Raw genomic sequence first — 24,214 nt, 5'->3', positions numbered from 1 at the left:
CCGAGGTCTAGCACCCTTCCCCGAAGTTTTCCCGGTACAAAGCGAGAAACCCACAGATAAGAAGTGCTCGTTTACCGCACTGTCAGGCCAAAGCCCTGCATCAGCCGGCGCGTCGAAAAATCCGGTTTTCCCGAGGTGAAGATCGCCGGGTCCTCACCGTTCAACGGTTCGAACCCGTTGGGCAGCGGCACCAGCGAACGGGCACGCCGGGCAATCGCTTCGGCCGGATCCAGCCAGTCCACCGGCCACGGCGCCAGTTTCCGGAAAAGATTGGCCATGAAGGGATAATGCGTGCAGGCGAGAACGACGATGTCGGTCTTGCGGCCATCCATCTCGATGAAGCAAGGCGCGATCTCGGCCAACACCTCCGCATCGTCCAGCTTCTCGCCGCGAATATAGGCCTCGGCCATCTTGGCGAGGTTTTCCGAGCCGACGAGGCGGACATGGCATTGGCTGGCAAAGGACTGGATGAGGTCGCGCGTATAGGCGCGCTTGACCGTGCCCGGCGTTGCCAGAACGGAAACCAGTCCCGAGCGCGTGCGCTCGGCTGCCGGCTTGATCGCAGGCACGGTGCCAACGAAGGTCATCTCCGGAAAGACGGCGCGCAGGTCGGCACCGACCAGGGTGAATGCAGTATTGCACGCAATCACGCAGATTTCCGGATCGTGCTCGGCCAGCAGCCGGCCAAAGAGCGCGATGATATGTGCGCGCAGCGCCCCTTCCTCCCAGCCGCCATAGGGGAAGCCGGCATCGTCGGCGATATAGATGAAATGCCGCTCCGGCATCAGCACCCTCGCCTCACGCAGAACCGTGAGCCCGCCAATGCCGCTGTCGAAGACGAGGATGGGTTTCAGGTCAGTCGCTGTCACCGCTGTCCGATACTTTCTTGTTGTGCTCGGCCCTGCTGTGATCAGCGGGAGCGCCGGAACCCCGGGGATGTTCGCGCGAAAACCGATCCAGCGACGAGATCACGCCGCGCAGCACCCGGATTTCCGTTTCGGTAAAGGCTGGTCTGGTCAGAACAGTGCGCAGATTTTCGACCAATTTCGGCTTTTTGTCGGCGGAGCGGAAATAGTTGCGCGCTTCCAGCGCATCTTCGAGATGATCGAACAGGCCCTGCAGATCGTCCTTCTTCGCCGGACGCTGCTCCAGCGCCTGGAAAGACGTCTCGTCCTCGCTCTCCATGCCGGTCTTCATCCACTCATAGGACATGAGCAGGACGGCCTGGGCGAGGTTCAGCGAGGCAAAGGCGGGATTGACCGGGAAGGTCACGATCTCGTCGGCAAGCGCGACTTCCTCGTTCGTGAGGCCCGTGCGCTCACGGCCGAAGATGATGCCGGTCGCCTCGCCGGTGCGGAAGCGCTGTCGGAGCGTGCGCGCTGCCACGATCGGTGAGCGGACCGGCTTGTAGCCATAGCGGTCGCGCGCCGTCGTCGCATAGACGAAGTTGAGGTCGGCAATGGCCTCTTCCAGCGAGCCGTAGAGCTTGGCGCCTTCGATGACATGGTCGGCACGGCTGGCGGCAGATTGCGCCTTTTCGTTCGGCCAGCCGTCGCGCGGGTTGACGAGGCGCAGTTCAGACAGGCCGAAATTGGCCATGGCGCGGGCGACCATGCCGATATTCTCGCCGAGCTGCGGATAGGCGAGAATGATCGCCGGTCCTTCGGTCAGGAGTTCTCGTTCGCTGTTGGTGCCTGCCATGTCTTTCGCCTTCGCCTTCTGTTCGGCGCTTCCCTCGCACAAAAGCCCGGAAAATTAAAGTCCGGCCGACATTCCGGCGACTGCGGGCTTCACGGTTTTGCCGGATGCAGACGATTGAGGGAGATGCCGATCATCTCCAGCCCCAGTTCCGCATCGTCCTTCGATATCGGCAGATGTCGATCGACGGGCCCGGCGACGCGGCCGACGTCGTAGAAATAGCCGGCCCCCTTTGCCGTGATCGAGCGAACCAGCGCCAGATTGTCGTCGATGCCGCCATGAAAGGTCGAGCCGACCGCGTCGGCCTCATCGACGACGCGGCGGGCAAAGACGCGCGCCCAATAGGTGCAGCCCATGAAAATCGCCAGCGTCTGCCTCACATGGCCGGGGCGCGTGACGAGCTGCCAGGAAACGCCAAGTGGCTTGGCCGCCGCGGCAAGATCACGGTAGGCGCGGTCGAGGGCTTGTGACCGCATGATCAGCGCCATGCCCGAGCCGCCGTCCTTCGCCGCTTGCAGAAGCCCTGTCAGCTCACCGCACCAGGCCTTGATCGCCAGATCGAGCGAGGTTCGCGTGCGGGTCGGGAAAACCACGAAGGCAACCGCGGCACCGGCGATGGAGCCGATCAGGGTTTCCTCCAGGCGCAGCTGAAGCAGGTGTGGGGTCAGCACACCCATGAGGCTGTAAAGTAGCGAGAGCACGATAGAGACGAAGAAGGTCATCGCCGCATAGGAAACCGCAAGGAAATAGAAGCCGAGAAAAACACAGAGCGCACTCAGTGGCAGCACCAGGTAGATGTTCCCGGCGACCAGCGTGCCGACGACGATGCCAACCACGATGCCGAACAGCGTGCCGGCCGAGCGCTGCAGCGCCTTGACCGCCGTATCGCCGCGTGAGCGGGTGTTGGTGAAGACCAGAAAGGCTGCCAGTACCGCCCAGAACCAGCGGTCGCGCGACAGCATCAGCCCGAAGACCATGGCGATGCCTGAGGCAAGCGTGATCTGGATGGCCGCCTTGAGCGCCGGATTGGACACGGTCAGCTTTGGACGTGCGGACGGCTGGCCAATCGCTGGTCCGACCGGATCATCCAGATCGTCTGCGTCGAGTTTTTCGAGGCTCTGGGCAAGGCGCTGCCGAACATTGCGCAGCCATGAGAGTGCCTTGACGGTCTCGACAAGCCTCTCATTCGTGCGGTCGATGCGCGCCGACTCCGCTTCGATAAGGGCGGAATTTCGCGCAAGCATTGCGTCGATCAATGAAACCGGCGGCATCGCCTGCAGGCTCAGAACGATCACGCTCTCGGCCGCCAGGTGCAGGTCGAAAAGGTTGATCACCACATCCGACGAGGCAAGGCCGGGTTCGGGTTCCGGGCGTCGCTTTTCGGTCGGAATGAAACTTTCCGCCATCAGCACCGCCTCCTTGAGGCGCTCCTCCCTCCGGTGGAGCCGGGCGCGATCCGTTTCGAGCAGCGCCGGCCTGCGCGCGATATCGGCCAGCTCCTCCAGTATCTCGTCGACGCGCTGCTGGACGCTGGCGGCCGCGCGCATGAGGTCGCGGTAGCGGTTGTCGGGCAGAAGCACGGTACGGACAAGGTGAGCGACCAATGCCGAAACCGCAGCACCGAAAAACAGCGCAGGCAACTGGTCGACCGTCGGCCGGAGATAGGCTCCGATGAAATAGGACATGAAGGCGAACATGCCGACGGCAAACCATCTGGCTCCGAACGAGCGGCAGTAGACCGCCAGGAAGATAATCGACAAAAAGACGACATCCGAGACATAGCGGTGGTCTTCCAGCACCGAGGCCAGCGCAACCATCGAGACGCCGACGATGACGGCAATCGCGCGGGTCACCAGCTGTTCGCCGTGCGTGCGATCGAGCACGGCAAGGCCGCCTTGGATCGAGAGGGAAACGGCAAGGCCGTAGGCCGCCGGCGGCAGCGGCGCCACGAGAAAGTGGAACGCCATTAGCAGGCAGACCGACGAAACGATCGTCGCGGTGATGCGCGTCGCCTGGCGCAGCCGGGAAAAGGCAGGATCGTTGGCCAGGAGCCAATCGCGCACGCGGGAGCGAATTTCCATCGGATGCCTTTTGCCTGCTGCGGCGACCATCGACCGGCGCCGCTTCACTGCTCCTTCCTGCTTAACGCTGCCCCCGATCTTTTCAAGGCGGCGGCCGGCTTGAACCGATCAAAAACGCGGCCTCGGCCCCTGCCCGCCGGTCGATCGAGTCTCCACCCAAAGTTTCAGCCAAGCATGCTTTGCCTTGCCGTTTCACAATGCTATAGGGCTCTGGATTTTTCTAAAGAGGAAGGGACATCGCTCCCGCTGTCCCGCTAAGCTACGAGGCATATTCATGGCAAAGATCAAGGTCGCCAATCCGGTCGTCGAACTCGACGGCGATGAGATGACCCGCATCATCTGGCAGTTCATCAAGGACAAGCTGATCCATCCCTACCTCGACATCGATCTCGAGTATTATGACCTCGGCATGGAAAACCGCGACGCCACCGACGACCAGGTGACGATCGATGCCGCCAACGCCATCAAGAAGCATGGCGTCGGCGTCAAGTGCGCCACGATCACCCCGGACGAAGCCCGCGTCGAAGAGTTCAAGCTGAAGAAGATGTGGAAGTCGCCGAACGGCACCATCCGCAACATCCTCGGCGGCGTCATCTTCCGCGAGCCGATCATCTGCAAGAACGTTCCGCGCCTGGTTCCGGGCTGGACCAAGCCGATCATCGTCGGCCGTCACGCCTTCGGCGACCAGTACCGCGCCACCGACTTCAAGTTCCCGGGCAAGGGCAAGCTGACGATGAAGTTCGTCGGCGAGGACGGCAAGGAAATCGAATACGACGTCTTCGACGCACCGTCGGCCGGCGTTGCCATGGGCATGTACAACCTCGACGATTCGATCACCGAATTCGCCCGCGCTTCGTTCAACTACGGCATCCAGCGCAAGGTTCCGGTCTACCTCTCGACCAAGAACACCATCCTCAAGGTCTATGACGGCCGCTTCAAGGACATCTTCCAGAAGGTCTTCGAGGAAGAATTCGCCGACAAGTTCAAGGAACTGAAGATCTGGTACGAACACCGCCTGATCGACGACATGGTCGCTTCGGCGCTGAAGTGGTCCGGCGGTTACGTCTGGGCGTGCAAGAACTATGACGGCGACGTCCAGTCCGACATCGTGGCCCAGGGCTTCGGCTCGCTCGGTCTGATGACCTCGGTCCTGATGACGCCGGATGGCAAGACTGTCGAAGCCGAAGCCGCCCACGGCACCGTGACCCGTCACTACCGCCAGCACGAGAAGGGCGAGGAAACCTCGACCAACTCGATCGCTTCGATCTTCGCCTGGACCCGTGGCCTTGCACACCGCGCCAAGCTCGACGGCAATGCCGAGCTCGCCCGATTCTCCGAAACGCTCGAAAAGGTCTGCGTCGACACCGTCGAAGCCGGCTTCATGACCAAGGACCTGGCGCTGCTGATCGGCCCCGATCAGCCGTGGCTCTCGACCACCGGCTTCCTCGACAAGATCGACGAGAACCTGAAGAAGGCAATGGCTGCCTGACCGGCATCAGCCATGGACTGAATGCGAAACCCGGCCTCGTGCCGGGTTTCTTTTTGCTCTCTGCATGCTGCGCCCCAGGGCCGGCTATTTCAGCGGCAGGTAGATCTCGCTCAAGAGCTCGGTCGGCGGCACGTCGCGCGGGTTGTTGAGGTATTTCTCGAACATCAGGCTGTCGCGCACTTCGCGGCCCGATTGTGGCAGCCAGGTGCCGTAGAGCCATTGATAGGCCAAGGGCATATCAGCATAAGGCCCCTTGTGGCGCAGCACGGCATAGCGGCCGCCGTCGAGCGTCTGGGGTGTCAGCGGCGCTTCGGCAGGCAGGGTCTGCTTGGCCGTGACGCAGGCAAAGGAGCGCAGCTTGTCCACCGGCACCAATTCCGGATCATCCTGGTAGATGCCGACCATCTCCATGTCGGGGCGAAAAAGATTGCGCGAAAACAGCGTGCCGTAGAGTGTCTCGAATGCCTTGCCGATGCCCATATAGGAACCGGTGTGGGCGACGCCGACGAGATCGAAGCTATCGATCTCCTTGAGGGTGACTTCATACATGTCCGCAATTCCTTCCGATGAAGCGGTTTCGAAGGTTTTGTGGCTGCCCTCCTTCCGATATCGCGCCGGCGGCAATCCGTAGACTGCCTTGAAGGTGCGGTTGAAGGATTGAATATTGGGGTAGCCAGAGCGCTGCGCGATCGCTTCGACAGGAAGATCGGACTGCACGAGATCGGCGGCGGCCTTCTGTAGCCGAAGCCGCTTGACCGTTGCCGCCAGCGTCTCGCCGTGGACGGCCCGGTAGATCCGGTGCCAGTGGTGCGGCGACAGGCAGGCGATTTCTGCGAGCCGATCGAGATCGAGCTCCTCGTTGAGATGGCCGTAGATGTAGTCGCTCACCCTGTGCAGCCGTCTTTCGTAAGCTGCCCAGGTCGCCTGCTCGTCCATGTCGAACCTTTTGCGTTTTGCTCACGGGTCGGTAGACCATAGACGACTTTGACAAATCCTGCGGAGTTTTGCGACTGCCGGACCGAAGGCCAATCGCAGCCACAAAAAAAGGCGCCCGAAACGGACGCCCTTTTCAATTTTACGTTTCTGCGCCTACGGCGCCGCGCGTCAGATATGACGCGCGGCGCCGTAACGCTCTAAACTTGCTGCATGATTTTGTCCTTAAATCGGATCCGATTTAAGGAATTATGCAGTTGCCTTAACCGGACAATGCCACGGCAACGGCCTCGATCGCTTCCGCCGCCCGCTCGCCATCAGGGCCGCCGGCCTGCGCCATGTCAGGGCGGCCGCCGCCACCCTTGCCGCCCAGCGCCGCCGAGGCGATGCGCACGAGATCGACGGCGCTCACCTTGGACGTCAGGTCGTCGGTAACGGCCACGACAGCACTTGCCTTGCCATCGCCGGAAACGCCGACGAAGGCAACCACACCGGATCCGAGGCTCTTCTTGCCGTCGTCGGCCAGGCTCTTCAGATCCTTCGGTTCGACACCGGAAACGACCTTGCCGAGGAAACGCATGCCGGCGATATCGCGCGCGGCATCGCTCGATCCCGCCTGACCGCCGCCACCGAGCGCCAGCTTCTTCTTGGCTTCAGTCAGTTCGCGCTCCAGCTTGCGGCGCTCGTCGAGAAGCGCCTCGACGCGGCCGAGCACGTCGCCTGGCTGAACCTTGAGCGTGTTGGCAAGCGTCTTTACCCGCTCGTCCTGCTCATTGAGGTAGGCGCGGGCTGCCTCGCCCGTCAGCGCTTCGACGCGGCGCACGCCGGCGCCAACGGCACTTTCAGAAACGACGCGGACGAGACCGATGTCGCCGGTCGCCGAAACGTGGGTGCCGCCGCAGAGCTCGACGGAATACGGACGGTTGGCCTTGGAGCCGTGAATGCCCTGGCCCATGGACACGACGCGCACTTCGTCGCCGTACTTTTCGCCGAACAGCGCCATGGCGCCTTCCGCGATCGCATCGTCGACGCTCATCAGACGGGTGGTGACCGGCGTATTCTGAACGATCATCTCGTTTGCCATCTCCTCGACGATCTTCAGCTCCTCGGCCGTCATCGGCTTCGGATGCGATACGTCGAAGCGCAGACGCTCAGGCGCAACCAGCGAGCCCTTCTGCGCCACATGAGTGCCGAGCACTTCGCGCAGCGCCTCGTGCAGCAGGTGGGTGGCTGAATGGTTGGCACGAAGGCGCGAACGGCGGGCGTGGTCGACTTCGAGCTGAGCCGCGTCGCCGGTCTTGATCGTGCCTTCGGCAACCACGCCGAAATGAACGAACAGGCCCTCACCGCGCTTCTGCGTGTCGGTGACCGTCAGCTTGCCGCCGTCAGTGGTGATGGTGCCGGTATCGCCCATCTGGCCACCCGATTCACCATAGAACGGCGTCTGATTGAGGACGATCTGGACCGTTTCACCCTTGGTGGCCGATGCAGCCACAGTACCATCGCGGACAATCGCCTGGATCACGCCTTCGGCGACCTCGGTGTCATACCCGAGGAATTCGGTCGCGCCGTGCTTTTCGCGCAGCTCGAACCAGATGGTTTCGGTTGCCGCTTCGCCGGAGCCGGCCCAATTGGCGCGGGCCTCGGCCTTCTGCCGCTCCATGGCGGAGGTGAAGGCGTCGGTGTCGACGGAAATCCCCTTGGCGCGCAGGGCGTCCTGGGTCAGGTCGAGCGGGAAGCCGTAGGTGTCGTAGAGCTTGAAGGCGGTCTCGCCGTTGAACTGGTCGCCTTCGGAAAGGTCGGCCGAGGCTTCGGACAGGAGGTTGAGGCCGCGCTCCAGCGTCTTGCGGAAACGGGTTTCCTCGAGCTTCAGCGTTTCCGAGATCAGCGCTTCGGCGCGCATCAGTTCCGGATAGGCGCGCCCCATCTGGCCGACAAGCGCCGGCAGCAGCTTCCACATCAGCGGATCGCGGGCGCCGAGCAACTGGGCATGGCGCATGGCGCGACGCATGATGCGGCGCAGGACGTAGCCGCGGCCCTCGTTCGACGGCAGCACGCCATCGGCGATCAGGAAGGCGGACGAGCGCAGATGGTCGGCAATGACGCGGTGGCTGGCGCGCTGGTCGCCTTCGGCCTTGACGCCGGTCGCTTCCTCAGACGCGGCAATCAACGCGCGGAAGAGATCGATATCGTAGTTGTCGTGCTGGCCCTGCAGCACGGCTGCCAGGCGCTCGAGACCCATGCCGGTGTCGATCGACGGACGCGGCAGGTCGACGCGCTCTTCCTTGGTGATCTGCTCGTACTGCATGAAGACGAGGTTCCAGATCTCGATGAAGCGGTCGCCGTCCTCATCGGCAGAACCCGGAGGTCCGCCCCAGATCTTGTCGCCGTGGTCGTAGAAGATTTCCGAGCAAGGACCGCAAGGGCCGGTATCGCCCATGGCCCAGAAATTGTCGCTGGTCGGAATACGGATGATGCGGTCGTCGGTTAGGCCGGCGATCTTCTTCCACAGGCCGAAAGCCTCGTCGTCGGTGTGATAGACCGTGACCAGCAGGCGCTTGGCGTCGAGGCCATATTCCTTGGTGATCAGGTTCCAGGCAAATTCGATGGCATTCTCCTTGAAGTAATCGCCAAAGGAGAAGTTGCCGAGCATCTCGAAGAAGGTGTGGTGGCGCGCGGTGTAGCCGACATTGTCGAGGTCGTTGTGCTTGCCGCCGGCGCGCACGCATTTCTGTGCGGTTACGGCCGTCGAATAGGGACGCTGCTCGAGCCCGGTGAAGACGTTCTTGAACTGCACCATGCCGGCATTGGTGAACATCAGCGTCGGGTCGTTGCGCGGCACCAACGGGCTCGACGACACCACCTCGTGACCATTCCTGCGGAAATAGTCGAGAAACGTCGACCGGATTTCATTCACGCCGCTCATCTTGCGTCCTATCTGTGCACCAATTCAGGCCCAAGCCCCGGCATTTGCCGCGCCACTCGCCGTTGTCCTTCAACCCCGCAGCCGTCCCTGACGGCTGCGCCCTCCAACGCCCTCGGTCGCCGGAACCACAGGCTTTTATCGTTCGCGTATCATGCTGTCCAGACGGCAGCAAAAAACCGGCCGCCGACGAGGGCGACCGGTTTTTGAAAGCTCAAAGCTTTGCTTGCTGATTATGCTTCGGCGGCGTCGTCGCCGTCGTCGGCTTCCGGGCCGCCATTCTCGAGGAACCGGTCGGCAATCAGGCCGGCGTTCTGACGCAGAGCCGTCTCGATCTCGCGCGACAGGTCCGGATTGTCCCTGAGGAACGTCTTGGCGTTCTCGCGACCCTGGCCGAGGCGCTGGCTGTTATAGGAGAACCAGGCACCGGACTTCTCGACGATGCCGGCCTTGACGCCGAGATCGACAAGTTCGCCGGTCTTGGAGACGCCTTCGCCATACATGATGTCGAACTCGACCTGTTTGAACGGAGGCGCCATCTTGTTCTTGACGACCTTGACGCGCGTCTGGTTGCCGACGACTTCTTCGCGCTCCTTGACGGAACCGATACGGCGGATGTCGAGGCGAACCGAGGCGTAGAATTTCAACGCGTTGCCGCCCGTCGTCGTTTCCGGCGAACCGAACATGACGCCGATCTTCATGCGGATCTGGTTGATGAAGATCACCATGCAGTTCGACTTCGAGATCGAAGCCGTCAGCTTGCGCAGCGCCTGGCTCATCAGGCGGGCCTGCATACCCGGCAGGCTGTCGCCCATTTCGCCTTCGATTTCGGCGCGCGGCACGAGCGCTGCGACGGAGTCGACGACGAGAACGTCGATCGCCCCGGAGCGGACCAGCGTGTCGGTGATTTCAAGCGCCTGTTCACCGGTGTCGGGCTGCGAGATCAGCAGATTTTCCAGATCGACGCCCAGCTTGCGCGCATAGACCGGATCGAGTGCATGTTCCGCGTCGACGAAGGCGCAGATGCCGCCCTTCTTCTGTGCCTCTGCGATCGTCTGCAGCGCCAGCGTCGTCTTGCCCGAGCTTTCCGGACCATAGATTTCAACGATGCGGCCCTTCGGCAGGCCGCCGATGCCGAGTGCGATGTCCAGACTGAGAGAGCCGGTCGAAACCGTCTCGATCTCGATGATGCTGTCCTTCCCACCGAGCTTCATGATCGATCCCTTGCCGAACGACCGTTCGATCTGGGAAAGTGCCGCTTCAAGTGCCTTGCTTTTATCCACCGATTTGTCCTCTACGAGCCGCAAAGAGTTTTGTGCCATTTGGTCCACCTTTAGGTTATTGAAGCTACCGAGGCAATGAAGCCGCCGCACGAGTTTTTGTACATGTTTTGTTCCGTTTTTGCAAGGGCAGAACAAGGTATTGAAAAATAGGAATTATTCGGATTGTGTTCGATTCATGTTCACGCATTGCGGGGTAAGTTTTTCGGCAGCGCCCCGCGCGCCTTGAGAAGATGAACGGTGCTGATCCGATTCGCCCAAGAGACAGCAGAGGAACATTCATGATGGAAGGCGAAATCGCCGTCTTTGGCGGCGCCCATATCGATCGGCGTGGCCGCATCACCGGCACGACCGCGCCCGGTTCGAGCAACCCCGGCACCTGGTTCGAGGAAGCTGGCGGCGGCGGTTTCAACGCTGCGCGCAATCTGGCGCGACTGGGGCATAGCGTGAGGATGATCAGCACGCGCGGCGGAGACGCGGCCGGTGAGATGGTAACGGCCGCCGCCGCCGCCGCTGGCGTGATCGACAATCCCCTCACCTTCCTTGACCGCAAGACGCCGAGCTACACCGCGATCATCGAGAATGACGGCAACCTGGTCATCGCGCTTGCCGACATGGATCTTTACAGGATGTTCTCGCCGCGCCAGTTGCAGCGTCGCGCACTGCGCGACGCCATCGCCGACAGCCGGCTGGTTCTGACCGATGCGAACCTGCCGGAAGAAACGATTGCCGCTCTCGTCGAGGCAGCGTCCTGCGACGGGCGCATCGTCGCTGGCATCGCTGTTTCGCCGGCAAAAGTGATCCGCTTCCAGCCGAGCCTGGCCAAGCTTGGCTTCCTGTTCATGAACGAAGCCGAGGCCCGGGCGCTCACCGGCAAGGACGCAGCGGATGCTGAGGGTTGGCCGCCGCTGTTGCGCGCAGCCGGGCTCAAAGGTGGCGTCGTCACCCGCGGCGGCCGCGCGGTGGTCGCCTTCGATCGCGAAACCGTCTGCGTCGCGACGCCACCGGCTTTGCCGGAACTCGCCGATGTCACCGGTGCCGGCGATGCCTTGGCGTCCGGCTTCCTCGCCGCCCGGCTTGCCGGTCACGATCTTTCGGAATGCCTGCGGCACGGCATTGCGTCTGCCGGCATTACGCTTCGCTCCCCCTTGGCCGCCTCGGAACAAATGTCGCAGGCCAATCTCGAACGGGCGCTGGCTCTTGTGCCGGCACCTCAAATGCTGGCATGAACGCCGCTAGCCGAACTCCCAAGGAAAAACCATGACCAAACCCGCTTCCCCCTTCCTGCCGATGGAATATTCCGACGAGGTTGCAGCCGCCAAGGCGCGCGGCGCGCCCATCGTGGCGCTGGAATCGACCATCATCACCCATGGCATGCCCTATCCGGGCAATCTGAACATGGCCCGCAGCGTCGAAGCGATCATTCGCGACCAGGGCGCCGTGCCGGCGACCATCGCCGTCATCCACGGCGTTCTGCATATCGGCCTTGATGACGCCAAGCTCGAAGAGCTGGCAAAGACTGAAGGCGCGATGAAAGTGTCGCGTGCCGATCTTGCCTTTGCGATCGCAGAGCGCCGCACCGGTGCGACGACCGTTGCCGCGACGATGATCGCTGCCGCCCGTGCCGGCATCCGCGTCTTTGCGACCGGCGGCATTGGCGGCGTGCACCGTGGCGCCGAGCTGAGCTTCGACATCTCCGCCGACCTCGACGAACTGGGACGCACGGCTGTCATCGTCGTTTGCGCCGGCGCCAAGGCCATTCTCGACATTCCGAAGACGCTCGAAGTTCTCGAAACCCGCGGCGTGCCCGTCGTCACCTATGACAGCGACGTATTCCCGGCCTTCTGGTCGCGCGATTCAGGCCTCAAGAGCCCGCTGATGCTCAACAGCCCGGCAGCAATCGCCAACTTCCAGAACATGCGCGAACTGCTCGGCGTCGATGGCGGCATGCTGATCGCCAACCCGGTTCCAGCCGAAAGCGAGATCCCGCGCGAGGAGATGGAAATCTACATCGCACGCGCGCTCGACAACGCCGAACGCGACGAAATCACAGGCAAGGAAGTGACGCCCTACCTGCTCGACAACCTCTTCCATCTGACCGAAGGCCGCAGCCTCGAAACCAACATCGCGCTGGTCGAGAACAATGCCCGCCTCGCCGGCGAAATTGCTGTCGCGCTCGCCGCGAAGTAGGGGCGACAGTCAGCGAGACGACAAAAAGAAAGGCCCGACGCGCAAGCGTCGGGCCTTTCTTTTGCGGTGACGTGAACGTCGGCAAGCGGCTCAGGAATCCAGCATTTCGCGCACGGCCACTGCCAGTTGTTTCAGCGAGAACGGCTTCGGTAGGAAGCCGAACTTTGCGTCGGCCGGCAGATTGCGGGCGAATGCGTCTTCCGCGTAACCCGAAACGAAGATGAATTTTAGGTCTGGGTATTTCTTACGCAACTCCGTCAAGAGCGTCGGCCCGTCCATTTCCGGCATCACCACATCAGACACGACGATATCGACGGCACCATCAAGCTCGTCCATGATATCGAGCGCTTCGACGCCGGAACCGGCCTCATGGACGGTATAGCCGCGTGTCTCGAGCATGCGCTTGCCGCCGCGGCGGACGGCTTCCTCATCCTCGACGAGAAGGACGACGGCCGAATCGCCGGTGAGGTCCGTCGGTTCTTCGGCCTTGGCGACCGGCTTGATGACGGTTTCGACCGGCGGCAGCGCCACCGTTTCGGCTGACGTGCCCGACGCCGGCTCACCGGCGACTTCGGGAATGTCGATATGGCGCGGCAGCAGGATGCGGAATGTCGTTCCCTTGCCGACTTCGGATTCCGGATAGATGTAGCCGCCGGATTGCTTGACGATGCCATAGACCATCGAGAGACCAAGACCGGTGCCCTTGCCGACTTCCTTGGTGGTGAAGAACGGTTCGAAGATCTTGTCGAGGATCTCGGGCGGAATGCCGGTTCCCTGGTCGGAAACCTCCACCATCACAAAATCTTCTTCCGGCAGCTCGCGCCGGCCAAGAGCCGCGATTTCGCTTGACGGCAGATTGCGCGTGCGAAGCGTGATGATGCCGCCTGCCGGCATCGCGTCGCGCGCGTTGACGGCCAGGTTGAGCAGCACCTGCTCGAATTGGCCGAGATCCGTGCGCACCGGCCAGAGATCGCGCCCGTAGTCGACTTCGACCTTGACGTTGGTGCCGGTCATGCGATCGACGAGCATGCGCAAATCGCCGATCACGTCGGTCATGCTCAGCACCGTCGGCCGCATGGTCTGCTTGCGCGAGAAGGCGAGCAATTGCCGGACCAGAACTGCCGCCCGATTGGCATTGCGCTTGATTTCCATCAGGTCGGCGAAACTCGCATCCGCGGGGCGCGCCGACAAAAGCAGATGGTCGGACGAAAGCAGAATGGCCGTCAGCACGTTGTTGAAGTCGTGCGCGATACCGCCCGCAAGCGTGCCGACCGCATTCATCTTCTGCGTCTGCGCCATCTGGTTTTCGAGCGCCTTCTGCTCGGTAATTTCAAGCGCATAGATGATCGCCGCTTCTTCCGGTGCCTGATCGCTCTGGTCGATGACGGCATTGATATAGAAGCGGAAATGGCGCTCGCCATCGACCGGATGCAGTGCGTCGATCGGGGCAATGTCGCCCTGGCGATCCTTGGCGGCGGCAAGTGCGTCGTGCAGGCGCCCCTTCTCTGTCGCGTGCACGACCGTTTCGATCAGCGCGCCGCGCTCGACATCGTCCTGGGAGACGAGGCCCGAGAATAGCTTGAGAAACGGCGCATTGGTGCGAAGAATTCGGCCTTTTCCGTCGACCGAGGCGATCGCCATCGGCGTATTGTTGAAGAAGCGGGTAAAGCGCATCGCAGCGCTCGACGCCGACTGATCCTCGTCCTCGCCGCCGTCGCGCGACATGACGATGGTCCGGCTTTCGCCGGGCGCGCCGTCGCGTGCCGACGACACCCGGTGCACCATGCGCACCGGCAGGCTCTGGCCATTGGTCTTGCGCAGATCGAGGTCCAGCACCTTGGTCTTCTTCAGTCCGGGTTCCGCCTGCACCGACTGCACCAGCGTCAACCCTTCGCCGGCGACGAGGTCGCCGATGCTCATGGAACCTGGCTGGAACTTCGTCAGGTCAATGCCCAGCCAATCCGCAAGGGTGGCGTTGATGTAGAAGATCTCACCCTTGCGCCCGGCCGAGAAGAAGCCGGCCGGGGCATGGTCGAGATAGTCGATGGCGTTCTGCAGCTCCTTGAAGAACCGCTCCTGGTCGTCGCGTTCGGCGGTGATGTCGGCGATCTGCCAGAGGTAGAGCGGATTGCGGTCGCTGTCTTCGAGCGGCAGCACGCGGGCTTTCAAGCGAAACCAGTGGGCGCCGGAGCCGCTGGAGGCAGCGCCGGTGGCGAGCGGCTTCAACAGTCGAAACTCCTCGTGTCCCTGCTTGCCCTCGCGCAGGCCGTTGGTCAGGCGGTAGATCGCTTCGGTCGCCTCGCGGTTTCGCGACAGGATCGTCTCGAGCGACTGGATGCCGGCCGCGTTCTTCGCCCCGGTCAGCGCGCCGTAGGCGGCGTTGGCGTAAATGATGCGGCCCTTGCGGTCCGTGACGATTGTGCCGTCTTCATGGGCGTCGAGAAAGGCGCGCGCCAGCTCGTCCGGCCGCGATTGCGGCATCACCTCGATGAAGCCGATGACCGAGGAGACGAGGAAGAAGATCCCGACCATCGCAAGAACGCCAAGGATGCCGAGCACGATCTCGTTGTCCAGTTCGTTCTTGAAAATCACGAAGGCGATCGCAGAGACGGTGAGAACGATCGCAAGCAGGACGATCCGCATGACGGTTCCCGGCCTGACGCCACGGTCAACAACCGGCATCTGGTAGTCACCTGACTGCCGCAATTTCGTCATCGGGTCCTCATCTGCCGCCAATACCGCCCGGCCCAAGGCCGGTTCGGTCCGGCGCTCCGGCCGGCATCCGCGCAATCCGCCAGGCAAAATCGGCCAATACCGACACGCCCTCGATCATTCGGATAGGAATCATCTTTAACGATCAGAGATAACAGCAAAAAGCACCTCTGCGGAAGCGCAGCGGTCAATTCACAGGGAATGTCGGCGAAGTGCTTGTCCAGGCCCGAAAAAAGCCGTCAAGTACTGCCACTCGAAAGGCAGAAGGAGTTCAGCCTATGATGGAAACGATCGTCGGAGACAACGGTAGCCGATTCATTATCGCCGCCGGCGCCGTTGCGATCGGGCTTCTGTGCCTCGTGGCCGTGCTGTGGATAATGCGCAACAGGCCGTCGTCGCCGTTCATTCGCGGCGGCAAGAACAGGCAGCCTCGCCTCGCCGTGCTCGATGCCGCCGCGGTCGACACGCGTCGTCGCCTGGTGCTCGTGCGTCGGGACGACGTCGAACACCTGATCATGATCGGCGGACCGACGGATATTGTCATCGAAAGCCGGATTGCACCGATCGACGAGAGCGCCTTCGCAAACGACGGTCCGGCTGTCATCGAGCGCAGGCCGATCGAGCAGCTGGTTGCCGACGGCAACGGAACACAGATGAAGGTGGCAGCGCCGGCGCAGTCACGCCCTGTCGCTCAGCCGGAGGTGACCCTCAATGCGCCGGTGCGCCCGGTGGCGACGCCACAGGAGCAGCCGATTGCGCGCGTCGAGCCGGCCGTGCCTGTTCGCGCTGTCGCCGAACAACGCCAGGCTCCCGTAATGGCCGTCGAGCCGCGCCCGGTCGCAAGGGTTGCGCCACCGACACCCGAGATCGTTCCCCCCGCAAACACGGCCGAGAAGGTCGAAGGCATTTTCGATGCCGCCCGCAGCCGGGTGCTTCCGACCCAGCCTGCGGTGCAGGAACAGCGCCCCGTACCTGTCGCCCAACAGCAGCCCGTCGCTCAAAGTTCGCTGTCGGATTTCGAGCGCATCCTCGACGCCGAAATCAGCGGAGACCTGCAGCGGCTGACGCCGGCTGCAGCCGCTGCACGTCCGGAAAACCGTGTGCCGGTGGCCGCCACGGCCCGCCAGGAGCCGTTGCTTGGCGCACCGCTTGACGATGCCCGCAAGGAACCGACGATCGAGGAAGAGATGAACCGCATGCTCGCCGACATCTCCGCCGGCCGCAAACCCTGACGCATTCTGCGTCACGGCTCCATGAAACAAACACATGAGCACAAAGAAAAAGGCGCGGTCAAACCGCGCCTTTTTCTAAAGACTGATCCGGAAACCGGACCTTTATTCGTCCCTGTAGACCTTTTCCCGACGCTCGTGGCGCTCCTGCGCCTCGATCGAGAGAGTTGCAATCGGCCGGGCGTCCAGACGCTTCAAACCGATCGGTTCTCCGGTTTCCTCGCAATAGCCGTAGGTCCCTTCATCTAGCCGCTGTAGCGCCGCATCGATTTTCGAGATCAACTTCCGCTGACGGTCGCGGGCTCTCAGTTCAATCGCCCGGTCTGTTTCGGAAGAGGCTCGGTCGGCGAGATCAGGATGATTGGCGCTCTCCTCGGCCAAGTGATCCAGTGTCTCGCGTGCCTCGCGAAGGATATCGTTTCTCCAAGCATTGAGCTTGGCCCGGAAATAGGCCCGGTGGGTGGCATTCATGAATTCCTCGTCCTCGGAGAGAACAAAGGTACTAAGATCGATCTTCTCACTCAACGCGATTCTCCTGAAGAACATCTCATTGCGGCGGTGTATAGCCCCATGGAAGCCGCGATTCAAGCCTCGGATTAGACACTCAACCGTATTTTAACAATGCTTGCAATTCAGGCTAACTGGCGAATATTTCATCAAAATTACAGATGAGATCTTAATCGTAGGGATGATCACCTACCCGTCGTCAAGAAGACCGGTCGTAACTTGGATGTCCTGCTGCCAGCGCGACGCCGCCCTTTGCCGGGATTGCCGCGTCTGGCAGCAAGCGGGCAATCCCCTGAAAAAAGCGGCTCGCAGCTTGATCTTTGCATCATCGACGGGAAAAGGTGGTGATCCGCCGCGAGACGCGCAAGACCCCGATCCGGCGATATTCGATCCCGTCGCGACCCGCGGCCGGCAGATACCGGAACTCATATATGCAAGACAGTGCCGCCAGGCCCTTCCGTCTCCTCCTTCTGCGTCATGCCCGCTCCAGTTGGGCCCTGCCCGGACAACGTGATTTTGATCGCGCGCTCGACGACACCGGATATGCCGAGGCGGAGCTGATCGCGGAGATGGCTGCCGATCGCGGCATCCGGCCGGAGCTGATCTTGTGCTCGCCAGCCGTGCGTTGTCGCCAGACCGCAGAACCCTTCTTTCGCATCGTCAGTGAAGACCTCGAAATCCGCTATGTCGACGAGCTCTATACCGGCCCGGCAAGTGTCTACACCGACATCATCGATGCTCACCGGCATCTGAGTTCGCTGATGATCGTCGGACACAATCCGATGATCGACGAACTGTTCCATCGTCTTGCCGGAAACGAGGTGGCGACCGACGCGCTTGCGCATGGTTATCCGCCCGCAGCCCTTGCGATCCTTGATATGCAGGCAGGCGCAGGCAGCGGCGCTGCGGCCACGCTGGTGTCGTTGATGCTGCCGACCAGGGAACCGAAATGACATGCCGTTGTTGCGGTGCGGGAAATATTTCCTATATCGCCAAGGCAAACAGGGCCTGCCGCCCATCTCGGCGGCCGACATCGGCATGAACGAAAGCGGCAAGGTCCGCGAGGGATAGCACGACTTGGCGCCAAATCTGACCAGCCTCAAAGACGACGCCCTGATCGCGCTCGACAATCTTACCGATCGTGCATCGGGCCTCGTCAATCCCACCATCCGGCTGGGTGTCACCGGCCTTTCGAGAGCCGGAAAGACCGTTTTCATCTCGTCGCTGGTGCACAATCTCCTGAACGGTGGCCGGCTGCCGGTGTTCGAACCGGTGCGCTCCGGCCGCGTCTCGAAGGTAAGGCTTGAGCCACAGCCGGACGACGCCGTGCCGCGCTTTCAATATGAGGATCACATCGCCGCTCTGGTGCGCGATCGTATCTGGCCGGATTCGACGCGCGCGATCTCGCAGCTTCGCATAACCCTCGACTTCGAGAGCGCAAGTGGCTGGAACAGGCTGTTTTCGGCCGGACGACTGTCGCTCGATATCGTCGATTATCCCGGCGAGTGGCTGCTGGACCTGCCGCTACTCGCGCAGGATTTCAAAGAGTTCAGCGACAATTCGGTGGCTCGCGCCCGTGCCCGTGGCCGCGCCAACCTGTCGGCGGATTGGCTGACGCTTGCCTCGTCGGCGGGGCCGACTGCGATCGCCGACGAAAGCAGTGCGCGCCGGCTTGCCGAAAGTTTCACCGCTTATCTCGGGGCCTGCAAGGCGGACGCCAGCTCACCCTCGACCCTGCCGCCCGGTCGCTTCTTGATGCCGGGCGATCTCGAGGGGTCGCCGGCCCTGACCTTCTCGCCGCTGCCCGACCTGCCGGATGGCCGCGCGCCCAAAGGGTCGCTCTGGGCGATGATGGAGCGTCGCTACGAGGCCTACAAGAAGCACGTCGTCGGCCCGTTTTTTCGCGAACATTTTGCCCGGCTCGATCGGCAGATCGTCCTCGTCGACGCGCTGCAGGCGATCAATGGCGGGCCGGACGCCCTGCTTGATCTGGAGCAGGCGCTGGCCGATGTGCTGGCCTGCTTCCGTCCGGGCACAAACAGCTGGCTCTCGTCGTTCTTGACCCGGAGGATCGACAGGGTGCTGATCGCCGCGACGAAGGCGGATCATCTGCACCACGAAAGCCACGATCGTCTGGAGCGCATCACAGCGCGGCTGGTCACCCGGGCGGCTGCCAGCATCGGCATGAGCGGCGCGGGACTGGAAGTCATGGCGATCGCCTCGGTCCGGGCGACGCGCGAGGCAACGGTCGACCACGGCGGACATACGCTTCCGGTTATCGTCGGCACACCGATCTCCGGCGAGAAGATCAACGGCGAGACTTTTGACGGCGAACGGAAAACAGCCATATTTCCTGGTGACTTGCCGGACGATCCTGAAGTTCTTTTCAAGGTGCTTGATGCCGATGCGTCAGCGATAACATTCGGCGACGTGCACCCGCTGCCCGAGTTGAGTTTCGTGCGTTTCCGGCCTCCGCATCTCGAAGAGACCGGTGGCGGCTTGAAGTTGTCGGTACCACATATACGGCTCGATCGGGCGATGCAGTTCCTGTTTGGAGACCGGCTGGCATGAGCGACGATTCCAACAGTCGGGGCCGCAAGCCCGGCGCCTTTTCGGTGAGCCCGGATCCGGAGCCGAAGCCGGCGGAAAGTGCCCGCCCCCGCCGCGCGCCGGCGAGCTTTGACGACAAGGTGGTGATGACGCCGGACGCGGAGGATCCCTTCCGGGAAACCACACGCGCGGTCGAGAGCCTCGCTCTGCCGGAGGCAAGTCCCCGCAGACGTCGCCTGTCCGTCGGCAAGATCGCCATGGGGGCCTTCGGCATTCTCCTGTCGCTCGCGGCAGGCCTTTGGGTCGACCGCCTGATCCGCGACCTGTTCTCCCGCGCCGATTGGCTCGGCTATGCCGCTGTGGGAGTCGTTGCCATCGGGCTCCTGGCGCTGCTGGTGGTCGTTGCGCGCGAGCTTTCAGGCATGATGCAGCTGACGGCCGTCCAGACCTTGAAATCGGAAACAGAGACTGCGGCCGCTTCCGGTAACACCAAGCTGGCGCGGTCTGCCTCGGAAAAGCTGGTCCATCTTCTCGCCGCCAATCCGCGCACGGCACGCGGTCGTGCGCGTCTTAAGGAAACCGAAGGCGAGATCATCGACGGCCCGCATCTGCTCGACCTGACGGAGCGCGAATTGCTGACGCCGCTCGATCGCGAGGCGCGGCGTATCATCCTTGCCGCTTCCAAGCGCGTGTCGATCGTCACCGCCGTCAGCCCGCGCGCGCTCGTCGATCTTGGCTATGTGCTTTACGAATCCGCGCGCATGATCCGTGCCATGGCCGAGCTTTACGGCGGCCGCCCCGGCACGCTCGGCATGATCAGGCTGATGCGCGATGTCATCGCCCACCTCGCCGTCACCGGCTCGATCGCCGCCGGCGACAGCCTGATCCAGCAGGTGCTCGGCCACGGCCTTGCATCAAAACTCTCGGCGCGGCTCGGCGAAGGCGTGATCAATGGGCTGATGACGGCGCGCATCGGCATCGCTGCCATGGACCTTTGCCGGCCCATGCCGTTCCGCGCGCTGAAACGGCCCGGGATCGGCGATTTTCTCTCAGACCTCACACCCGGCGGCGGTCGGGCGGCCAGTCAAACCGAAGACGTCTAGCCGCTCTACAGCGCCGCGCATCAAATATGATGCGCAAAGGACGCTGTAACGCTTTAAACTTGCTGCATAATTTTATCCTTAAATCGATTCAGATTTAAGGAATTATGCAGTAGTTAGATGCCCGCATACCAGTCGTAACCGAGGTCCTCCCAAAAGCCGCCGCGTCCGCGTCCGAATGGCGACAGATCCGCAACGACCTCGATGGTGCTGATATACTTCGCCATCTTGTAGCCGAGTTGGCGCTCGATGCGCACCCGAAGCGGCGCGCCATTGGCGACCGGAAGCAGCCTTCCGTTCAATCCATAGGCAAGGATCGTCTGCGGGTGGCGCGCATCGGTAAGGTCGATCGATTCGTAGTAGGCCGCCGGTCCGGAAAGCCCGAGGTCCAAGCGATCGAAACAATGGAAGACGACATAACGCGCTTCCGGTTTAGCCTTCGCTTCATCAAGCACCCTGGCAAGCGGAACGCCGGTCCATTTGGCGATGCAGCTCCAGCCCTCGACGCAGTCGTGGCGCGTGATCTGGGTGCGTGACGGCATGTTGCGCAACTCGGTCAATGTCAGGCTGAGCGGCTTTTCGACCAACCCGGTGATACCGAGGCGGTAACCGGCGAAATCCTGCTGCTGGAGTGCAATGTACTCCGGATCGGTCGGCTCGGTCGAGCCGTTCGGCCTCTGCCCCTGCCGGATTTCACTTTCGCCAAACTCTGGCGCCAGCCGGTCGGCGTCCATCAATAGCCGCTGCACCCGGTAGGTCAGGCCGTTCGCCGACGCCAGGACGTCGCGGACTGGCGCTCTGTTTTTCAGCATGCCGTCAAATGCATCACAGCCGGCAAGCGGTAATGTCGAGGCGGCGATGCCGGCGGCCGTCAGAAAGCGCCTGCGGTTGATCAGAAGTCGGCTCATTGTCCTGCCTCCTTGCGCGGCAGCTCGCCACCGATGCGGTATCGTCCTGTTATCATCGAGCGCAATTCGTTGATCGGCCCGGCGGCAATCACCATGAAGATGTGGACGACGAAGAAGATGACGAGCAGAATCATGATGACGAAGTGGATCGTTCGTGCCGTCTGCCGGCCGGCGAAGAGATCGACCAGCCATGGCCAAGCCGCGTCCATGCCCGGCGACATCGTCAGCCCCGTCAGGATCATCAACGGAAAAAAGATCAGCAAAACAGCGGCATAAGAGAGTTTCTGCAAGCCGTTGTAACTGCGGCCGTGATCGAACCGGAACCGCAGGTGGTTGATGAAGCTCTGTGGCAGGCTGCGGATGTCGGCGCCCGATGGCAGGATGTCGCGGCGCAGGTGCCCGTTGATCAGGCTCGCAACCAACCAAACAAGAAAGACCGTCGCGAAAAGCCACGCGAAGAAGAAATGCACCACGCGGCCCGTCGCCAGGTCCAGATAGGACGGGAGCGTCAGCCAGGCCGGAAAGGCCCTGTAGGCGCGGCGATCAGCGGGACCGCTGACCCCGAGGGTGCCTGTGGTATCGAACCGGTGGCCAAGCAACGTCGTCACACCCCTGACCTCTCCATCTTCCGTGCGAGCGGCGCCGATGGAAAGAACGCTGTTGTCGAAGGCAAATCCCGATTGCTGCCCGAGATAAAGCGTCGGATGGGCATTGAAGATCTGCAAGCCACTCAAGAGCAGGAAGAACAATGCCAGTGCCCACAGCCAATGGGTCAGCCGCGTGGCAAGTCCGTGACGGCGGATTGTGAGCGTCCGCGAGACGTCCATTTCCGGGGTGTCGTTAATCGCCGTTGCCATCGTGAAACCTCCGCGTTTCAAGTGGATACGTACGCCGTTGCGACAGAGTTTCATAAACACGTCTGCGCGCATCGGTGCACATGACGGTGAGGCTGCGGTGACCGCCTTGCGGCCATCCGATCTGCTGCCCACAAAGCGGTATCATCGACACAAAGAAGCCTCGATATCCACCCGGAAGAAACCGTCCATTAACCATTTGAGCGCAAATGTGACTCCTAGTTTCGGACGTTGACCCATCAAGGATCGTTTATGTTCTCGCGCCCTTCTTTGATCGCTCGCGGCACTGCCGCCTTCGCGCTTGCAGCAACCGTCGGCGTTGCGACGCCAGCCATTTCCGGCGGCAAGGACAAGGCTTTCTTCGAGAAAGTCTCCGGCCAGTGGAAGGGTCCCGGCGAGATTGTCGCCGGAAAATACAAGGGCACCAAGTTCACCTGCGATCTCGCCGGCGAACCGGTTGCCGGCAATGATGCCGGCATCAAGCTCGACGGCTTCTGCCGGGTTGGCGTGTTCAAGCAGCCGATGTCGGCGCTGATCACCCAGAAGGGCAGCAGCTACACCGGCAAGTTCCTCGATGGCGCTGACGGCAAGGGCCTCGACGTGGTGTCAGGCAACGTCGCCAAGGACAAGGTCGTCGTCGGCATCAACCGCAAGAAGCTGAATGGCGCGATGATCGCCCGGCTTCAGAACGACTCGACGATGAACATCACGATCTCGGTCAAGGTCGAGGATACGATGGTGCCGGTGATCGGCGTCAGCCTCAACCGTCAGGTCGATAACATCGCCGTTGGCTCGATCAAGTAAGCGGCAGGACCGTTCAAGAGAAAAGCCCCGGTCGAACGCCAGGGCTTTTCTCTTCTACCCTACTTGATCTCAGGTCCCTGCCCGCCACCAGCCGCTGTCTTCGTCGGCCACCTCTATCCCGGTGACATCGGCATCCGCCAGCCACTCCTCGACCCGCCGTCCGTTCACGCTCATGGCAGCAGCGAAGTCCGCGAGCGGCATCAGGACGAAACCGCGTGCGGTCATGCGTGGATGCGGCAGTTCCAGCTTGGTCTCGGTCTGGGAGATGTCGCCGAAGGTCAGGATATCGATGTCGATCGTCCGCGGGCCCCAGCGCTCGTCGCGCACCCGCTTCATCTGCCGCTCGATGTCGAGGCAGGCATCCAGCAACGCTTCCGGGCCGAGCGTCGTTTCGACTTCAGCGCAGGCATTGAAGAACCAGGCCTGGTCGGTCTTGCCCCAGGGGGGTGTGCGAAACAGGCGTGAAACGGCTCGAACCGTGCAATCCGGCCGGGCGTCGAGCATCTGCAGGGCTTCGGCCATGGCCTTTGGCGGCTCGCCCAGATTTCCGCCCAGCCCCAGTGTCGCGATCGTTCCGCTCATGTCAGGCGACATGCTCGACGGTTACTTCGACATAGTCGAGCACGCCGGGCACAGGTGCGTTCGGCTTGCGGACGGAAACCTTCGCGCGGCGGATCTGCGGGAAGCGCACACAGAGCGTCTTGGCGACCTCGAGGGCCAACGCCTCGATCAGGTAGCGCCGGCGTCCCGTGACGATTCGCTCGATCTCGGTAAAGGCGATGCCATAGTGCACGGTGTCGTCGATCGAATCGTCGACCAGCGCCGTGCCCTGCTCCACTTCGAGCTCTGCATCGACGAAGAACCGCTGGCCGAGGAATTCTTCTTCGTCGAGAACGCCATGGCGCGCAAAGAAGGCACAGTTTTTCAGGGTGATCGTATAGGTCGCGCTCATGGTT

General features: G+C 62.2%; 20 protein-coding genes. 8 read left to right on the top strand and 12 right to left on the bottom strand.

What is annotated here, in order from left to right; all coding sequences use genetic code 11:
* Positions 1-71: 71 nt before the first annotated feature.
* The 3 genes from murI to BC360_RS08305 all read right to left on the bottom strand — a co-directional run bounded on the left by murI (position 72) and on the right by BC360_RS08305 (position 3,779).
* Positions 72-869: a glutamate racemase gene (murI, locus tag BC360_RS08315; protein ID WP_065794887.1), complete on the bottom strand. Its 798-nt coding sequence runs from the start codon at positions 867-869 to the stop codon at positions 72-74.
* Positions 856-1,701, bottom strand: a complete 846-nt coding sequence (locus tag BC360_RS08310) for an RNA methyltransferase (RefSeq protein ID WP_065794886.1) — start codon at positions 1,699-1,701, stop codon at positions 856-858. The genes murI and BC360_RS08310 overlap by 14 nt, the downstream gene beginning before the upstream one ends.
* An 89-nt stretch (positions 1,702-1,790) precedes the next feature.
* Positions 1,791-3,779: an FUSC family protein gene (locus BC360_RS08305; RefSeq protein ID WP_065794928.1), complete on the bottom strand. Its 1,989-nt coding sequence runs from the start codon at positions 3,777-3,779 to the stop codon at positions 1,791-1,793.
* A 274-nt stretch (positions 3,780-4,053) separates the two neighbouring features.
* Between BC360_RS08305 and BC360_RS08300 the strand changes: the two genes are divergently transcribed.
* Positions 4,054-5,268 (top strand): NADP-dependent isocitrate dehydrogenase, encoded by a 1,215-nt coding sequence (locus BC360_RS08300; protein WP_065780152.1) that lies wholly within the window; start codon positions 4,054-4,056, stop codon positions 5,266-5,268.
* Between the two features lie 84 nt (positions 5,269-5,352).
* Here BC360_RS08300 and BC360_RS08295 read toward each other — a convergent pair whose 3' ends face one another.
* From BC360_RS08295 to recA, 3 genes are all read right to left on the bottom strand, one after another.
* Positions 5,353-6,204 carry an AraC family transcriptional regulator gene (locus tag BC360_RS08295; RefSeq protein WP_065794885.1) on the bottom strand — a complete coding sequence of 284 codons (852 nt, stop codon included), beginning with the start codon at positions 6,202-6,204 and terminating at the stop codon, positions 5,353-5,355.
* 259 nt (positions 6,205-6,463) lie between these two features.
* Complete coding sequence (gene alaS, locus BC360_RS08290) at positions 6,464-9,127, bottom strand: alanine--tRNA ligase (RefSeq protein ID WP_065794884.1); 2,664 nt, start codon at positions 9,125-9,127, stop codon at positions 6,464-6,466.
* 230 nt (positions 9,128-9,357) lie between these two features.
* Positions 9,358-10,446: a recombinase RecA gene (gene recA / locus BC360_RS08285; RefSeq protein WP_065780144.1), complete on the bottom strand. Its 1,089-nt coding sequence runs from the start codon at positions 10,444-10,446 to the stop codon at positions 9,358-9,360.
* A 239-nt stretch (positions 10,447-10,685) separates the two neighbouring features.
* Here recA and BC360_RS08280 point away from each other — a divergent pair, with 239 nt between their 5' ends.
* Positions 10,686-11,633 (top strand): carbohydrate kinase family protein, encoded by a 948-nt coding sequence (locus BC360_RS08280; protein WP_139109960.1) that lies wholly within the window; start codon positions 10,686-10,688, stop codon positions 11,631-11,633.
* Positions 11,634-11,664: 31 nt separating this feature from the next.
* Positions 11,665-12,594 (top strand): pseudouridine-5'-phosphate glycosidase, encoded by a 930-nt coding sequence (locus BC360_RS08275; protein ID WP_065794882.1) that lies wholly within the window; start codon positions 11,665-11,667, stop codon positions 12,592-12,594.
* A 90-nt stretch (positions 12,595-12,684) separates the two neighbouring features.
* On the opposite strand, the gene cckA is transcribed toward BC360_RS08275, so the two are convergent.
* A complete protein-coding gene (gene cckA, locus BC360_RS08270) occupies positions 12,685-15,309 on the bottom strand; it encodes a cell cycle histidine kinase CckA (RefSeq protein ID WP_065794881.1) in 2,625 nt (874 codons plus the stop codon).
* Between the two features lie 275 nt (positions 15,310-15,584).
* Here cckA and BC360_RS08265 point away from each other — a divergent pair, with 275 nt between their 5' ends.
* Positions 15,585-16,538 (top strand): flagellar biosynthetic protein FliO, encoded by a 954-nt coding sequence (locus BC360_RS08265; RefSeq protein ID WP_065780135.1) that lies wholly within the window; start codon positions 15,585-15,587, stop codon positions 16,536-16,538.
* Positions 16,539-16,640: 102 nt separating this feature from the next.
* On the opposite strand, the gene dksA is transcribed toward BC360_RS08265, so the two are convergent.
* Complete coding sequence (gene dksA, locus BC360_RS08260) at positions 16,641-17,060, bottom strand: RNA polymerase-binding protein DksA (RefSeq protein WP_025427181.1); 420 nt, start codon at positions 17,058-17,060, stop codon at positions 16,641-16,643.
* A 413-nt stretch (positions 17,061-17,473) separates the two neighbouring features.
* Between dksA and BC360_RS08255 the strand changes: the two genes are divergently transcribed.
* The 3 genes from BC360_RS08255 (at position 17,474) to BC360_RS08245 (ending at position 20,695) form a co-directional block, all read left to right on the top strand.
* The gene (locus BC360_RS08255; RefSeq protein WP_065794927.1) at positions 17,474-17,995 is read left to right on the top strand and encodes a SixA phosphatase family protein; all 522 of its coding nucleotides are present in this window, start codon (positions 17,474-17,476) and stop codon (positions 17,993-17,995) included.
* 124 nt (positions 17,996-18,119) lie between these two features.
* Positions 18,120-19,613: a YcjX family protein gene (locus BC360_RS08250; protein ID WP_065794880.1), complete on the top strand. Its 1,494-nt coding sequence runs from the start codon at positions 18,120-18,122 to the stop codon at positions 19,611-19,613.
* Positions 19,610-20,695 (top strand): YcjF family protein, encoded by a 1,086-nt coding sequence (locus BC360_RS08245; RefSeq protein WP_065794879.1) that lies wholly within the window; start codon positions 19,610-19,612, stop codon positions 20,693-20,695. The genes BC360_RS08250 and BC360_RS08245 overlap by 4 nt, the downstream gene beginning before the upstream one ends.
* Before the next feature lie 113 nt (positions 20,696-20,808).
* Here BC360_RS08245 and BC360_RS08240 read toward each other — a convergent pair whose 3' ends face one another.
* Both BC360_RS08240 and BC360_RS08235 read right to left on the bottom strand, forming a co-directional pair.
* Positions 20,809-21,600, bottom strand: a complete 792-nt coding sequence (locus BC360_RS08240) for a molybdopterin-binding protein (RefSeq protein ID WP_065780129.1) — start codon at positions 21,598-21,600, stop codon at positions 20,809-20,811.
* Positions 21,597-22,457, bottom strand: a complete 861-nt coding sequence (locus tag BC360_RS08235) for a cytochrome b/b6 domain-containing protein (protein ID WP_083222486.1) — start codon at positions 22,455-22,457, stop codon at positions 21,597-21,599. Before BC360_RS08235 ends, BC360_RS08240 begins: the two co-directional genes overlap by 4 nt.
* Before the next feature lie 249 nt (positions 22,458-22,706).
* On the opposite strand from BC360_RS08235, the gene BC360_RS08230 reads away from it, so the two are divergent.
* On the top strand, positions 22,707-23,258 hold the full coding sequence (locus BC360_RS08230; RefSeq protein WP_065780127.1) for a hypothetical protein: 552 nt from the start codon (positions 22,707-22,709) through the stop codon (positions 23,256-23,258).
* A 69-nt stretch (positions 23,259-23,327) separates the two neighbouring features.
* On the opposite strand, the gene folK is transcribed toward BC360_RS08230, so the two are convergent.
* Both folK and folB read right to left on the bottom strand, forming a co-directional pair.
* Positions 23,328-23,852, bottom strand: a complete 525-nt coding sequence (gene folK / locus BC360_RS08225) for a 2-amino-4-hydroxy-6-hydroxymethyldihydropteridine diphosphokinase (protein ID WP_065794878.1) — start codon at positions 23,850-23,852, stop codon at positions 23,328-23,330.
* On the bottom strand, positions 23,842-24,210 hold the full coding sequence (gene folB, locus BC360_RS08220) for a dihydroneopterin aldolase (RefSeq protein WP_053247535.1): 369 nt from the start codon (positions 24,208-24,210) through the stop codon (positions 23,842-23,844). Before folB ends, folK begins: the two co-directional genes overlap by 11 nt.
* Between the last annotated feature and the right edge of the window lie 4 nt (positions 24,211-24,214).

This window comes from Ensifer sp. LC163, from assembly GCF_001695855.1.
Lineage (GTDB): Bacteria > Pseudomonadota > Alphaproteobacteria > Rhizobiales > Rhizobiaceae > Ensifer.
The sequence above is the reverse complement of the archived record's forward strand: the minus strand, read 5'-3'. Positions and strand labels throughout refer to the sequence as shown.